Origin of the sequence: Paenibacillus sp. FSL K6-1122 (assembly GCF_037977015.1) — a bacterium.
Classification (GTDB): Bacteria; Bacillota; Bacilli; order Paenibacillales; family Paenibacillaceae; genus Paenibacillus; species Paenibacillus amylolyticus.
The window spans coordinates 828620-843437 of the sequence record NZ_CP150272.1; the positions used below are offsets into that span (position 1 = coordinate 828620).

Below are 14818 nucleotides of genomic sequence, written 5' to 3' on the forward strand. Positions count from 1 at the left end.
GAGCCCATGGCACTGTCCACTGCGGCAGATCTCGTTAAAGCACCTCTGTTATATAAAGGAAAAGTACGTGAATTGTACGATCTGGGTGAACATTTTCTGATCGTGGTTACGGACCGTATATCGGCATTTGATTACGTGCTGGACCCGGCGGTTCCCGAGAAAGGAAACGTACTGAATAAACTCAGCAGCTTTTGGTTCGAACTGACGGGTGACATGATGGAGAATCACGTCGTTCATACCGATGTGAATCAACTGGGTGATCTCATCACAGACCCTGAATTGCTCAAAGACCGCATCATGGTAACCCGCAAAGCAGAACGCATTGATATTGAATGTGTCGTGCGTGGATACATCACGGGTGGGGGATGGAGACAATACGAGACGAGTGGTGAAGTGAATGGCATTAAACTGCCTGATGGACTTCGCAAAAACGCCAAGCTCGAAGTTCCTATTTTCACACCGGCAGCCAAAAACGATGTTGGTCACGATGAGGACATCCCAATGGATCGCATGAAAGAACTGGTGGGAGACGCACTCGCAGTTGAGCTTCAGGAAAAAAGCTTGCGCCTGTACGAATTCGCCCGTGATTACTGTGATCAGCGTGGCATCATTCTGGCAGATTGCAAATTCGAGTTCGGCATCGTGGATGGCAAGGTCATCCTGATTGACGAAATCTTCACCCCAGATGCTTCACGCTTCTGGGCCAAAGAGAATTATGAACTCGACATCGAGATCGACAGCATGGATAAAGAGCCAGTGCGCACCTATCTCGCCGGAACCGATTGGGACAAGAACAGCAAACCTGATCCACTTCCACAAGAGGTAGTAAAGACAACAACCGCAAGATACGTCGATATTTATAACCGTTTAACGAAATAATAAAGTTTAACGTTTGAGCGAGAGGCTATGGGAAAGTTTGGCTTTCGATCGCTGTTGCCCCCGGAATGTTTTGATTGGAATCCTTTTTTCAAAAGGAAACATTCCGGTTGCAAAGGCGAGCACTTCGTTTCTCTAGCTCAAATCTTTCCCTCCGCCAGTGTTCAAACTGGTGGGTGAGGCAATTAAGAGCGGTGGCTTCCCACAGGTAGGGGAAGCCTGAAAAATTAAGAGAATTAAATTCACTAATTACTAAAGTAACTTAAAGACCATTCGCCATTCACTGTTTTGAAGGAATGGTCAGGCTAGACCATTACACACCGTGCAACGTAAAAGGTTTAGGCCTTTAAAAAACGTCGCATGGACTAGCGGAGGGGCGGAATTGTTCTTAAAGGAGCGATAGCGTTCGCCTTTGTCCCCGGGTTTTGACCGCACAGCGGGCCAAAACAATCAAAAAACCTGGGGACAACAAGCGACCGGAAAGAACAATCCGCCCTGGAGCAAGCTCCACACCCCATGTTTAACAGCATAAAGCATTTATCCCGTTCATTACTGAGGAGGAACATAAGGATCATGATCAAAGCAACCGTATATGTCACTATTAAGCAAAGCGTACTCGACCCGCAAGGCGTAGCTGTTCAAGGAGCCCTGCATTCAATGGGATTCAACGAAGTGGAAAGTGTACGGATCGGTAAAGTCATGGAACTGAACCTGGATACAACAGATCGTGCGGAAGCGGAGAAACGATTGAAAGTCATGTGTGAAAAGTTGCTGGCCAACACCGTTGTTGAAGATTACCGCTACGAATTGGAGGGTTAATCTCATGAAATTTGCAGTTCTTGTGTTCCCTGGCTCCAACTGCGACATCGACTGTTACAAGGCAGTGGAAGATGCGATCGGACAAGAGGTTGATTATGTATGGCACACGGCTACAGATCTTTCGGCTTATGATTGTATTTTAGTTCCGGGTGGTTTCTCTTATGGTGACTACTTGCGTTGCGGAGCGATTTCCCGCTTTGCACCGGTAATGAACGAGGTAGCGAAAGCTGCTGAACAAGGTAAATATATTTTGGGTATTTGCAACGGATTCCAGATCCTGACGGAAGCGGGATTGCTTCCAGGTGCATTGATCCGTAACACTTCCCTGAAATTCCGTTGTCACGATACGGTATTGAAAGTGGCAAACGCAGATACACCATTTACACGTGACTATGCACCCGGCGAAGAGATTATCATCCCGATTGCTCACGGTGAAGGCAACTATTATTGCGATGAGGAGACGCTGGCGAGTCTGCAAGCGAACAACCAGATCGTATTTACGTATGGTACCAACCCGAACGGTTCCCTGGGTGATATTGCAGGAGTCTGTAACGAGGCTGGAAACGTGGTCGGCATGATGCCGCATCCAGAGCGTGCAGTGGATTCACTGTTTGGTTCGGAAGACGGCAAACGTATGTTTACATCTATTTTGAAAGCATGGAGGGATCGGCATGACGCAGCAGCTATCCGCTAAGGAACCAACAGCAGAACAGGTCGCAGAACATAAACTTTACGCACAAATGGGCGTATCTGACAGCGAGTATGAGCTGATCTGTGAGTTCATGGGGCGCAAGCCAAACTACACGGAAATTGGTGTGTTCAGTGTAATGTGGTCCGAGCACTGTGCTTATAAAAACTCCAAGCCATTGCTGCGCCGTTTCCCAACGACTGGACCACGTGTCCTGATGGGACCTGGTGAAGGTGCCGGTATCGTGGATATCGGTGATAATCAGGCCGTTGTATTCAAAATTGAAAGCCATAACCATCCTTCCGCAGTTGAGCCTTATCAAGGTGCGGCAACAGGTGTGGGCGGTATTATCCGTGATATTTTCTCCATGGGTGCAAGACCGGTAGCCATACTGAACTCCCTTCGTTTCGGTAAGCTGGAGAGTGATCGCGTTAAATATTTGTTCGAACATGTGGTAGCGGGTATTGCTGGATACGGTAACTGTATCGGTATTCCTACCGTTGGTGGCGAAGTGATGTTTGATGAGAGCTATGAAGGCAATCCGCTGGTTAACGCGATGTGTGTGGGTCTGATTGATCATGACAAGATTCAGCGCGGCGTAGCTAAAGGTGTAGGAAACCCCGTGTATTATGTTGGGCCACCAACAGGGCGGGATGGTATTCATGGAGCAACCTTTGCATCGGTTGAATTGACGGAAGAATCCGAGTCACAACGGACAGCTGTTCAGGTTGGTGATCCATTTATGGAGAAACTGGTGATGGAATCCTGTCTGGAATTGATCGACACGGGCATCGTGCTCGGAATTCAGGATATGGGTGCTGCGGGTCTGACATGTTCGAGTGCCGAGATGGCAAGTAAAGCGGGTAACGGTCTGGAACTGTATCTGGATCAGGTGCCACAGCGTGAAGAAGGCATGACGCCTTACGAGATGATGTTGTCAGAGTCCCAGGAACGGATGTTGTTCGTTGTAGAGCCGAAGGATGAGGCGCAGGCGATGGAGATCTTTGAACGTTGGGGCGTAATCTGTGCCAAAGTTGGTAAAGTAACGGATGATGGTCGTCTGAAATTGATCCACCACGGCGAAGTGGTCGGAGATATGCCAGTAACGGCACTGGTTGATGAATGTCCAGTGTATGACAAACCTTCTTCTGTACCTGCATACTACGAGCAAAGTGCTTCCATCGACACGCTTCGTTACGACGAAGTGTCGGATCTCGGCGGAGCGTTGAAACAAGTGCTGGCATCACCTACAGTAGCAAGTAAAAAATGGATTTATGATCAATATGACTACATGGTGCGTACAAGCACTGCCGTTCGCCCGGGTTCGGATGCGGCTGTAGTTACGATTCGTGGCACACGCAAAGGTCTCGCGATGACAACGGACTGTAATGGACGTTATGTGTACCTTGATCCTGAAGTTGGTGGACGGATTGCCGTAAGTGAAGCAGCGCGTAACATTGTATGTTCCGGTGCAGAGCCGCTGGCAATTACGGACAACTTGAACTTCGGTAACCCTGAGAAGCCGGATATTTTCTGGCAAATGGAGAAAGCGGTAGACGGTATGGCGGAAGCTTGTCGTGTGCTGGATACGCCGGTCATCGGTGGTAACGTAAGTCTATATAACGAAAATGCCAAAGGCTCCATCTATCCAACGCCAGTTGTCGGTATGGTAGGTCTCGTTCATGATACGGATCATATCACGACGCAAGCATTCAAATCCGAAGGTGATGTTATCATCCTCCTCGGCGAAACAAAAGCTGAACTGGGTGGCAGCGAGCTGCAATACGCGGTTCATGGTCAGACGGAAGGTCGTCCACCAGAACTGAACTTGCAAACGGAAAAAGCGCTGCTCAGCACGGTGCTGGAAGCGATCCAATCCGGACTCGTTCGCTCTGCACATGACTTGTCTGAAGGTGGCTTGGCTGTAGCACTCGCAGAGTCTTGTATCAGTGGTAACGTAGGAGCACAGGTGAATGTGGAGACTGCACTTCGTGCAGATCACGCCCTGTTCAGTGAGAGCCAATCCCGTATCTTGTTGTCGGCTACGCCAGAGCAAGCGGGTAAACTTGAAGCATTTGTACGTGAGCGCGGTGTACCTGTTGCTGTGATTGGACGTGTAGAAGGAAGTAACCTGACGATTGAATTGAACGGAACATCAGCCGTGAGCGAACCTGTAGGAGGTTTGGCTCAGGTCTGGGAGGATGCGATTCCATGTCTCATGAACTGACGACAGGACCGTTGTGGACAGGCGATTATTATAATGAAGGGTCCGGCAAGGAAGGACTCGACAAATTGAAAGAAGAATGCGGTGTGTTCGGGGTGTTCAGACACCCTGACGCAGCTTCGCTCTCCTATTATGGACTGCATGCGCTGCAACATCGGGGCGAAGAAAGTGCAGGCATGTGTGTGAGTGATGGCAGCCAGTTTAACTATCATCGCGGCATGGGGTTGGTGAAGGAAGTATTCACCAAAGACCTGATGCAGACGCTGACCGGGGATATTTCCATTGGACATGTCCGTTATTCAACGAGTGGTGACAGTAAACTGACAAACGCACAGCCATTGGTATTTAAATACCGTGATGGCGATTTGGCGGTAGCGACCAACGGGAACATTGTGAATGCACCAACGATCCGGCGCGAGCTGGAGCAGAGCGGGTCCATTTTCCAAACAACAAGTGATACCGAGGTCATTGCGCATCTAATTGCACGATCCTCCAAAGGGCTTGTGGAAGCGGCAAAAGAGGCGTTCCAGCGCATTGTGGGTGGTTATGCATTTCTGATCATGACCAACGACAAACTGCTCGTGGCTTCCGATCCGCACGGACTTCGTCCGCTGACGATGGGTAAGCTGGGAGATGCATATCTGTTTGCATCTGAGACGTGTGCACTGGAAACAATTGGCGCAGAGTTAATCCGTGACATTGAACCGGGTGAACTACTTGTGTTGGATGCAGAAGGTCTACATGAGGATCGCTTTGATCATCACAAACACCGCAAGGCATTATGCGCGATGGAATATATTTATTTTGCTCGTCCGGATAGTGATATGAATGGTACGAACCAGCATGCGGCCCGTAAACGGATGGGAAGCCGGATGGCGATTGAGTCGTTTGTGGATGCGGACTTGGTTACGGGGGTACCAGATTCCAGCATCTCGGCGGCCATTGGATATGCTGAACAGACAGGTATTCCGTATGAAATGGGTATGATCAAGAATAAATACACCGGACGTACGTTTATCCAGCCAAGCCAGGAATTGCGGGAGCAGGGCGTGAAGATGAAGTTGAGCGCTGTGCGTCGCGTTGTGGAAGGCAAACGTGTGGTCATGATTGACGACTCCATCGTACGGGGAACAACTTCCCGACGGATCGTGAACATGCTGCGTGATGCAGGAGCAACGGAAGTACATGTACGGATTACATCACCACCTTTCAAAAACCCGTGTTTCTACGGTATTGATACGCCTGACAGCCGTGAATTAATTGCTTCACAGTTGTCGGTGGAAGAAATTTGCCGTGAAATTAATGCGGACTCCCTGGAGTTCCTCAGTCCCGATGGACTGATTGCATCGATTCAGGGAGATAATCAGGATGATCCGAAGGGCGGACTATGTCTCGCATGTTTTGATCATGATTACCCAACCCGCCTCGACTTTGGCGGCGAGGAAAAATTCGGCTGTAGCTGTTAATCCTTAAGCCCCGCTTTGCGGAGCAACAGGGGCTAGGCAGCCAGGCGAAGCAGCTGCCCAGCGGGCTTGCCCGCAGCATAGCTGAGCGGGGTTCGCTGACCGATGGCTTGCAGCCAACGGAATCGGCGAACAATCCCGCGAGATCACGCACGAACCAACCATAGCAAGATCACACCAGCCACCTCTGCACCGCTTTTTTGGCGGGTGTCCAGAGGGCCTGCCAAGGTCCTATGGGGTCCTCCCGGGCGGGAGGATTTAGGTGGGGCGAAAAAAAAGGAGATGATTCCACTTGTCTGAAGCATACAAAAAGGCCGGCGTTGATATCGCGGCAGGTAATGAAGCGGTTGAACGGATGAAAAAACACGTGAAGCGTACCTTCCGTCCGGAAGTGATGACAGATTTGGGAGGCTTTGGCGCCCTGTTCGGTTTGAACAAAGATAAATACGATGAGCCGGTGCTTGTATCCGGTACAGACGGCGTAGGCACCAAGCTGAAAATTGCATTTGCCATGGACCGTCACGATACCATCGGAATCGACGCGGTAGCGATGTGTGTGAACGACATTGTGGTACAGGGTGCAGAACCACTCTTCTTCCTCGACTATCTGGCATGTGACAAAGTCATTCCTGAGAAAATTGAAGCTATTGTTGCGGGCATCGCTGAAGGCTGTCATCAGTCTGGCTGTGCGCTAATCGGTGGCGAGACGGCAGAAATGCCGGGCATGTACAGTGAAGGCGAATACGATATTGCCGGATTCACGGTGGGTATCGTAGACAAAGCGAAGATCATCAATGGTACAACCATTGCTCCTGGCGACACAGTAATTGGCCTGGCTTCCAGCGGTGTGCATAGTAACGGATTCTCGCTGGTACGTAGACTTTTGTTGGAAGATGCGGGACTTGATCTGCATGATGAATTAGCGGAACTGGGCGGTAAGCTGGGCGATTCTCTGCTGGAACCTACAAAGATCTATGTTAAACCTCTGTTGTCCCTGCTGGAAAAGGTAAAAGTAAAAGGCATGGCACACATTACAGGTGGTGGTTTCATCGAGAATATCCCACGTATGTTGCCTAGCAACGTGAATGTGGATATTGACCACGGCTCTTGGCCGATCCTGCCAATCTTCAACCTGTTACAGGAAAAGGGTGCTGTCTCGAACCGTGACATGTTCACCACATTTAACATGGGTGTCGGGCTTGTACTGGTCGTTAATGAAGCAGATGCATCGGAAGCGCTGCAACAACTGAAAGCATCTGGTGAAGAAGCGTACATCATTGGCCGTGTTACTGAAGGAGATGCGCGAGTAACCTTCACGGGAGCGGATGTTTAATGGCGAACTACCGCATAGCTGTATTTGCCTCGGGTGAAGGGACTAACTTTCAGTCATTGGTCGATGCAGTACGGAATGGTGGGCTGAATGCATCCGTTGATCTGCTCGTGTGTGATAAACCTTCTGCACGTGTTGTGCAGCGGGCACAGGACGCAGGCGTGGAATGTCATCTGTTTACTCCGAAAAATTATGCTTCCCGTGAAGCCTATGAGTCAGAGATCGTGGAAGTGCTCGAATCCAAAAAGATCGACCTGGTCGTTCTTGCCGGATATATGAGATTGCTGACTTCCGTTGTGGTGGATCGTTACGCAGGGCGGTTGATTAACATTCATCCGTCCTTGCTACCGGCATTTGCAGGTAAGGATGCGATTGGACAGGCATTGGAATACGGTGTGAAAGTTACGGGTGTGACCGTGCACTTTGTGGACGGAGGCATGGATACCGGACCGATTATTGCCCAGCATCCGGTTCCCATTTTGCCAGAGGATACGCCTGAGTCAATCAGCCGTTCCATTCATGCGGCTGAACAGCAGTTATACCCTGAAGTTGTTTCCTGGTTCGCGCAAGGTCTGGTTCAGTTAGACGGACGTCACGTGACTGTTAACAAACCGGTTTGATATAAGTTGAATTTTTTTACACATTAACGGAGAGGACAGAAAAAACCTGAAAAAGCGAAGCGTTCGCCTTTATCACCGGATTTTCCCTTTAAGAAAAGGGAATCAAAAAATCTGGGGATAACAGCGATTGGAAGGTTGTTCTGTCATCGGAGTGTCCCGTGTAAACATCTTGGTTCAACTTCTATAACAGAAGTCGAATATTGGTACGCATTTTGTGATATTTCTCGGGAAATAAATCGGCTGTGTTTCGTCAGGAAACGCGAAGCCATGGGACATTAAAGGAGGAGCATATTGTGAGTATCAAAAGAGCGCTGGTTAGCGTATCGGATAAAACGGGCATCGTGGACTTTTGCCGCGAGCTGTCGCAAATGGGTGTGGAGATTATTTCGACAGGAGGTACAAGCAGCCTGTTGTCGAAGGAAGGCGTACCTGTCATCGGAATTTCGGATGTGACCGGATTCCCGGAAATCATGGACGGACGTGTCAAAACATTGCATCCGGCAGTTCATAGTGGGTTGTTGGCTGTGCGTGATAACGAAGAGCACACACGCCAGATGGAAGAACTCGGTCTCGGCTATATCGATCTGGTTGTCGTGAACCTGTATCCATTCCAAGAGACTATTGCGAAACCGGACGTAGCATACGAAGATGCCATCGAGAACATCGATATTGGCGGTCCAACGATGCTTCGCTCGGCAGCCAAAAACCATGCCTTTGTCAGTGTCGTTGTAGACGCATCTGATTACAGCCAAGTGCTGGAGGAAGTGCGCAACGATGGAGATACCACTCTCGAAACTCGCAAACGGCTTGCGGCAAAAGTGTTCCGTCATACGGCGGCTTACGATGCACTCATCTCCGACTACCTGTCCAACGTAAATGGCGATCCACTGCCAGAGCGTCTAACGGTTACTTACGAAAAACTCCAAGATTTGCGTTACGGCGAAAATCCACACCAGCAGGCGGCATTCTACCGCAAACCGCTGGCTGCTCAAGATACGTTGACAACAGCCGAGCAATTGCACGGCAAAGAGTTGTCTTATAATAACATCAACGATGCGAACGCAGCATTGCAGATCGTCAAAGAGTTTGAAGAACCAGCCGTTGTCGCGGTTAAACATATGAACCCATGTGGCGTAGGTATTGGCGCAAGTATCTATGAAGCTTACGGCAAAGCATATGCTGCAGATCCAACATCTATATTTGGTGGCATTGTGGCAGCAAACCGTATTATCGACAGCGATACAGCAGGCAAGTTGAGCGAGATTTTCCTGGAAATCGTACTTGCTCCTGATTTTACACAAGAGGCTCTCGATATCCTGACGAAAAAGAAAAACATTCGTTTGCTCAAAACAGGCGAACTGAATGCTGCTCGTAAACGGGAGAGCCAATTCGTGGTAACGTCTATCGACGGTGGCATGATCGTGCAACAGTCCGATGTACACTCCATCGAAGCAAGCGAGTTGAATGTTGTAACCGATCGTGCGCCATCGGAAGAAGAACTGAAACAGCTGTTGTTTGGCTGGAAAGTAGTTAAACACGTGAAATCCAACGCGATTGTACTTGCTGCGAATGACATGACGGTGGGTGTGGGCGCTGGACAAATGAATCGTGTGGGTGCAGCCAAAATTGCGATTGAACAAGCGGGCGAGCAAGCAAAAGGTGCTATTCTGGCATCTGATGCGTTCTTCCCAATGGGTGATACGCTGGAACTGGCAGCAAAAGCCGGAATTACAGCGGTAATTCAACCGGGTGGTTCGATCAAAGATGAAGAATCCATCAAAGTAGCGAATGAATACGGAATTGCCATGGTCTTCACAGGAGTTCGTCACTTCAAACACTAGAACGAAAAAGGTTTAAATAAGGGGTGTCGCCAGTCATACTTATGACTTATGGTACACCCCCTCTTTTTTAGGTTTTTCAACACGCATTAGCGTAACAAATTCAGTTATGCACGGAGGGGAACAGAACGAATGGATATTCTGGTAGTAGGCGGCGGTGGCCGGGAACATGCAATCATCTGGGCGCTGGCAAAGAGTCCAAAGGTAGACAAGATTCACTGTGCACCGGGAAATGCAGGTATTGCTCAGCTCGCTGAGTGTCATGCCATTGCGGTAAATGAATTCGATAAACTAACGGCTCTGGCTGTAGAGCTTAGAGTGGGTTTAGTAGTTATTGGTCCGGATGATCCGTTGGCGGATGGAATCGTGAATGCATTTGATTCGACAGGTATTCCGGTATTCGGACCTCGTCGTAATGCAGCAGAGATTGAAGGAAGTAAAACGTTCATGAAGGACCTGCTGCACAAATACAACATTCCAACCGCGGCCTATGAGAAATTCGACAATTACGAACAAGCTCAAGCATACCTGAATGAGCAAACAATTCCGGTTGTCATCAAGGCAGATGGTTTGGCAGCGGGCAAAGGTGTGACGGTAGCTTATTCGCGTGAAGAGGCTGATCAGGCACTTCGCAGTATCATGGTGGACAAAGTATTTGGTGAAGCAGGAGCCAAAGTGATTATCGAGGAATTCCTCGCAGGGCAGGAAATGTCCATTCTGGCCTTTGTCGATGGAGAGACGGTTCGTCCGATGGCCGCAGCACAGGATCACAAACCTGTATTCGACAATGACCAAGGGCCAAACACAGGCGGTATGGGTACATACTCACCTTTGCCACATATCCCTGTTTCTATTATTGAGGAAGCCGTGGAGACGATCATCAAACCAACTGCCAAAGCAATGGTGTCCGAAGGACGTCCGTTCCAGGGGGTATTATTTGCCGGACTGATGATCTCGCCGGATGGCAAACCCAAAACGATTGAGTTCAACGCACGTTTTGGTGATCCGGAAACACAGGTTGTATTGCCACGTCTGAAGAGCGACTTGTTTGATATCTTCTGGGCAACCGTTCATGGCAAGCTGGCTGATATTGAGATTGAATGGAGTGATGAAGCCGCAGTATGTGTGGTGCTTGCTTCAGGAGGTTATCCGGGTCCTTATGCCAAAGGTGTAGTCATTGAAGGACTGGATCAAGTGCAAGATGCCGTGGTATTCCACGCAGGTACAGCACGTAGTGAAGCAGGAGACTGGGTTACGAATGGTGGACGGATCCTGGGTGTAGTTGGCCTTGGTGCGGATATTGCCGAAGCTAGAAACAAAGCTTATGAACAGGCGGAGCGTATCCATTTTGATGGTAAACATCAGCGAACGGATATTGCTGCCAAAGCACTCGTATAGAATGAATATAAGAGCCCGTAAAGATGTTTACCGGAAAGGTATTTGCATCTTGCGGGCTCTTTGCTACGTATATAGATGTATCTTGTGCATACGGCCGGACTTGTTTTATACGGGAAAGAATATGGGGAAGATTCAAAACGGGATTAAATCAGGGAAATCACGCATGTTTAATGCCCTAAAGTAAGGGGTAGTATTTTTATAAATTGGACTATACTAAACATGTGAAGATTATCACATTATGAGGTAATATCAATCATATTATATAAAGTATGTAACATACATAGAGACTAATTTGTGAACATTATACTGTAAGCTTGTGGCAAACCATAACGTGCAACTGGATGGTTGAGCGGGAAACATGGTATACTTTTCGGAAACAGGAATGAGTACGAGGGGAGGTGGATATCTATTGGGTAGGCGATATTGTAAATTGTCCAAATGGCGAATCTAGGTGGAGTTAAGCGAGGAACAATTGACAGCATGAGGGGTAACCCGATTTGAATGAAGAAGTTTCTGCAAGTCATTGACTTCATCTTGAATTCCTGTTTTGTAATTTTACAAGGTCAAACGTAAGACTTATACAAAAGATATCATTGAAATCAATTTTATATAAGGCAGACGTCGTGTTGAAAGACTAACAGTTGATGAATGGTTAACACAGTTAACGGATCACGCTGTAACTATCTCTGGAGGTGAATCCCTGAGAACCGGGGAAATCATTGGACATAATTACCATATTGAATATCGTTTTACTTATTATCTTGATTGCATTGACTGCATTTTTCGTAGCATCGGAATTTGCTGTAGTCAAAATTCGTACATCAAGAGTGGATCAACTGGTCGCGGAGGGCAATAAAAAGGCCGTATTGGCTAAAAAAGTTGTCTCGGACTTGGATTATTATCTGTCAGCCTGTCAGCTCGGTATTACGGTCACTGCTCTGGGACTGGGAGCGCTCGGAAAACCGACGGTTGAGAGATTGTTATATCCGGTATTCAATTATTTAGATGTACCTGCTTCAATCTCGTCGATTGCTTCCTATGCGATTGCCTTTATCCTCGTCACGTTCTTGCACGTGGTTGTTGGTGAGATGGCACCGAAAACGTTGGCGATTCAATTCTCAGAAAAACTGACATTAATGCTCGCCCCATCGCTATACTGGTTTGGTAAAATCATGTATCCGTTCATCTGGGCGCTTAATGGAACTTCACGTGTTCTTCTGCGAGGATTCGGTGTAAAGCCTGCCAAACATGATCAAGCCTACTCGGAGGATGAGATCAAAATCATCATGAACCAGAGTTACGAAGGTGACGAGAACAACAAGACCAAGCTTTCGTATCTGGAAAATGTATTTGTGTTCGATGAACGTGATGCCAAAGACATCATGGTGCCACGTACGGAACTGGTGACATTAGATCAGGATATGACCTATGACGATATTATTCCTATATTGGATGAACATAACTACTCACGTTACCCTGTCATCGAGGATGGGGACAAGGACCGCATTATCGGCGTTGTGAATGTGAAAAAGATTTTGCCTGACATGGTAGCCGCAAGAACATATCAACTAAGCGAGTTCGTTCGTGAAATCCCATTTGTTTCCGAAGTTACAAGTATCCAGGATGCAATGATTAAAATGCAGCAGGAACGTGTACACATGGCCGTGGTCGTGGATGAATATGGGGGTACCTCGGGTATCATTACGATGGAGGATATTCTGGAGGAACTTGTCGGTGAGATTCGCGATGAATTCGATGCCGATGAGGTGGCTGATATCCAGGAAACCGGAGAGAATCAATATCTCATTAATGGCCGGGTACTTTTGGATGAAGTGGAGCGGCAGTTCGGACTTAGCTTTGAAGGTAATGAAGAGATGGACACCGTTGCCGGATGGATTCAGTACCAGAAGGGTGTAGGTGTGGAAAAAGGAGACACGGTAGAACACGGCGATTATGTCTGGACCGTTGTGGATACCGAAAACTATCACATCAAACAAGTTCTTCTGGAACGAGTGAGCGGCGCACAGGTTGAGGAAGCTACTAGCGATCTGGCGTGATCTTGTCCGGAAATCTTTTAAAAATTTAAATATTTTTGCGATAACGGAGAGGACAGAATAGACTGAAGAAGCGAAGCGTCCGCCTTTATCACCGGATTTTCCCCTTTTATATAAGGAATAAAAAAATCTGGTGATAACAGCGGTCGGAAGGTTATTTTGTCATCGGAGTGGTCTGTGCAACCTTAATATAAATTTTATTTGGAGGTGAATCCCTCAACCCGAGGGAAATCATTGGACGGAATAATAGCCTTGAATTTATTTTTAGTAGCCGTATTTATAGGTCTGACAGCCTTTTTCGTTGGAGCCGAATTTGCAATTCTTAAAGTACGGATGTCCCGAATCGATCAATTGATCTCGGAAGGTAACAAAAAGGCAGTACTGGCCAAAAAAGTGGCGCACAACCTGGATTATTATCTGTCGGCATGTCAATTGGGGATCACCATCACGGCGCTGGTATTGGGAGCCTTGGGTGAACCTACTGTTGAGAAAATGCTGCATCCGCTCTTTGAGCGAATGGAAGTACCAGCGGCATTGTCTACCGTGCTTTCCTATGGTATTGCTCTGGCGATCATTACGTTCCTGCACGTGGTTATTGGTGAATTGGCACCGAAAACCCTGGCGATTCAGTTTGCAGAGAGAATGACGCTGTTGCTGGCACCACCACTGTATTGGTTCGGTAAAATCATGAATCCATTCATCTACGCGCTAAATGGAGCTGCTCGTCTGTTGCTTGGCATATTTGGTGTAAAACCTGCCGGGCATGATACCGTTCACTCCGAAGAAGAGCTGAAGCTGATTATGGCACAGAGCTACGAGAGTGGCGAGATCAACCAGACGGAGCTGGACTATCTCAAAAACATTTTTGCTTTTGATGAGCGTCTGCTTCAGGAGATTATGATTCCACGAGATAAAATTGTTACTCTGAATAAGGAAATGCCGATTGATCAGATCATTGAAACGCTGAATCGACATGAATACACGCGATACCCTGTTATTGCAAATGGGGATCAGGCTCATTTTGTTGGCTTTATTAATACAAAAGAAATGCTGACGAGTGTGGCTGCGGGTAGAGATTTCAATATGGAGACATTTGTTCACAATACGCCGAGTTTCTCCGAGCGTTCTCCAATCAAGGATGTACTGATCCAGATGCAGCAAAGCCGTGTACACATTGCAACCGTGAAAAACGAGGCAGGTGCTACGGTAGGTATGGTTACGATGGAGGATATCCTTGAAGAGATTGTCGGAGATATCAAGGATGAATACGAGCATAAAGATTTGGTGAATCCACCAAAAAGAATGAAACTGGTTTAAGAAGCAGTAATACAAAAGTGATACAGGAATAAGAAGCAACCTAATCAATCGTTATAACGCTAAGCAGGTTCCCGGAGTGATCGGGGCCTGCTTTTTGTCTTAAATCTTAATTTTAAAATAAAAGCTTGCATATTGAGGTCCAATGGATTAATATAAATTTAAAGAATCTTAATTTAAAGATAAATAACGAA

Annotated in this window: 11 protein-coding genes; all 11 read left to right on the forward strand. The window is 47.7% G+C overall.

Features of this window, described 5'->3' with window-relative positions:
• Window positions 1-6 precede the first annotated feature (6 nt).
• The 11 genes from NSQ20_RS03800 (at window position 7) to NSQ20_RS03850 (ending at window position 14627) form a co-directional block, all read left to right on the forward strand.
• Window positions 7-879: a phosphoribosylaminoimidazolesuccinocarboxamide synthase gene (locus NSQ20_RS03800; protein WP_036668396.1), complete on the forward strand. Its 873-nt coding sequence runs from the start codon at window positions 7-9 to the stop codon at window positions 877-879.
• Window positions 880-1449: 570 nt separating this feature from the next.
• Window positions 1450-1695 carry a phosphoribosylformylglycinamidine synthase subunit PurS gene (purS, locus tag NSQ20_RS03805; protein ID WP_017690695.1) on the forward strand — a complete coding sequence of 82 codons (246 nt, stop codon included), beginning with the start codon at window positions 1450-1452 and terminating at the stop codon, window positions 1693-1695.
• Window positions 1696-1699: 4 nt separating this feature from the next.
• Window positions 1700-2389: a phosphoribosylformylglycinamidine synthase subunit PurQ gene (gene purQ / locus NSQ20_RS03810; RefSeq protein WP_036606071.1), complete on the forward strand. Its 690-nt coding sequence runs from the start codon at window positions 1700-1702 to the stop codon at window positions 2387-2389.
• Window positions 2367-4610, forward strand: a complete 2244-nt coding sequence (gene purL / locus NSQ20_RS03815; protein ID WP_036668395.1) for a phosphoribosylformylglycinamidine synthase subunit PurL — start codon at window positions 2367-2369, stop codon at window positions 4608-4610. The genes purQ and purL overlap by 23 nt, the downstream gene beginning before the upstream one ends.
• Window positions 4595-6073 (forward strand): amidophosphoribosyltransferase, encoded by a 1479-nt coding sequence (gene purF / locus NSQ20_RS03820; RefSeq protein WP_036668394.1) that lies wholly within the window; start codon window positions 4595-4597, stop codon window positions 6071-6073. Before purL ends, purF begins: the two co-directional genes overlap by 16 nt.
• A gap of 289 nt (window positions 6074-6362) precedes the next feature.
• Entirely contained in the window at window positions 6363-7403 is a 1041-nt protein-coding gene (gene purM / locus NSQ20_RS03825) for a phosphoribosylformylglycinamidine cyclo-ligase (RefSeq protein ID WP_036668393.1), read from the forward strand.
• The gene (purN, locus tag NSQ20_RS03830) at window positions 7403-8020 is read left to right on the forward strand and encodes a phosphoribosylglycinamide formyltransferase (protein ID WP_036606067.1); all 618 of its coding nucleotides are present in this window, start codon (window positions 7403-7405) and stop codon (window positions 8018-8020) included. The genes purM and purN overlap by 1 nt, the downstream gene beginning before the upstream one ends.
• Window positions 8021-8313: 293 nt before the next feature.
• Window positions 8314-9861, forward strand: a complete 1548-nt coding sequence (gene purH, locus NSQ20_RS03835) for a bifunctional phosphoribosylaminoimidazolecarboxamide formyltransferase/IMP cyclohydrolase (protein WP_036606066.1) — start codon at window positions 8314-8316, stop codon at window positions 9859-9861.
• A gap of 129 nt (window positions 9862-9990) precedes the next feature.
• Window positions 9991-11256, forward strand: a complete 1266-nt coding sequence (gene purD, locus NSQ20_RS03840; protein WP_127546885.1) for a phosphoribosylamine--glycine ligase — start codon at window positions 9991-9993, stop codon at window positions 11254-11256.
• A 719-nt stretch (window positions 11257-11975) separates the two neighbouring features.
• Window positions 11976-13313 (forward strand): hemolysin family protein, encoded by a 1338-nt coding sequence (locus tag NSQ20_RS03845; protein ID WP_100526316.1) that lies wholly within the window; start codon window positions 11976-11978, stop codon window positions 13311-13313.
• A gap of 231 nt (window positions 13314-13544) precedes the next feature.
• Window positions 13545-14627, forward strand: coding sequence for a hemolysin family protein (locus tag NSQ20_RS03850; RefSeq protein WP_036606063.1), 1083 nt, complete (start codon window positions 13545-13547; stop codon window positions 14625-14627).
• Window positions 14628-14818 lie beyond the last annotated feature (191 nt).

Bases quoted from the DNA above. Each gene is read 5' to 3' on its own strand.
- NSQ20_RS03800 (WP_036668396.1), top strand. From the start codon at position 7: ATGGCACTGTCCACTGCGGCAGATCTCGTTAAAGCACCTCTGTTATAT.
- purS (WP_017690695.1), top strand. From the start codon at position 1,450: ATGATCAAAGCAACCGTATATGTCACTATTAAGCAAAGCGTACTCGAC.
- purQ (WP_036606071.1), top strand. From the start codon at position 1,700: ATGAAATTTGCAGTTCTTGTGTTCCCTGGCTCCAACTGCGACATCGAC.
- purL (WP_036668395.1), top strand. From the start codon at position 2,367: ATGACGCAGCAGCTATCCGCTAAGGAACCAACAGCAGAACAGGTCGCA.
- purF (WP_036668394.1), top strand. From the start codon at position 4,595: ATGTCTCATGAACTGACGACAGGACCGTTGTGGACAGGCGATTATTAT.
- purN (WP_036606067.1), top strand. From the start codon at position 7,403: ATGGCGAACTACCGCATAGCTGTATTTGCCTCGGGTGAAGGGACTAAC.
- purD (WP_127546885.1), top strand. From the start codon at position 9,991: ATGGATATTCTGGTAGTAGGCGGCGGTGGCCGGGAACATGCAATCATC.